The organism is Bacillus sp. SIMBA_031 (assembly GCF_046535225.1).
Taxonomy (GTDB): Bacteria; Bacillota; Bacilli; order Bacillales; family Bacillaceae; genus Bacillus; species Bacillus velezensis.
The window spans coordinates 1-271 of sequence record NZ_JAWRXC010000251.1 but is presented as its reverse complement, the minus strand read 5'-3'; the positions used below and the strand labels follow the sequence as shown (position 1 = coordinate 271).

The 271-nt window shown below is 31.4% G+C and carries 1 protein-coding gene; it reads right to left on the bottom strand.

Translation table 11 applies throughout. The features are described from left to right. Positions 1-136, bottom strand: a 136-nt coding sequence (locus SB724_RS20210) for an MAPEG family protein (protein ID WP_410572639.1), incomplete at its 3' end; no start/stop codon positions are given. Positions 137-271 lie beyond the last annotated feature (135 nt).

Here is a 271-nt window from a genome sequence, read left to right as displayed (position 1 = left end):
CTCGAGTTGCACGTTCAAGCTCAGGATGACTCCCATTACCAAGTGAAATGCCTTCAGCCTTGCGTATTTTTACAACATTAATACTCAGGTAAATATAATATAGTGCCAGTAAAGCCGCATAACTCGATATAATCACAGTATTTTTCCATTAAATTTTTAAGCAATAATAACACATAACTTAAGCTGTAAAATCACTTACTTTAGTATCAAATATGCTAGAGTGATTTATAGATTGGTATCGTAATAAGTAAGGATAATATGTATTTAAGAA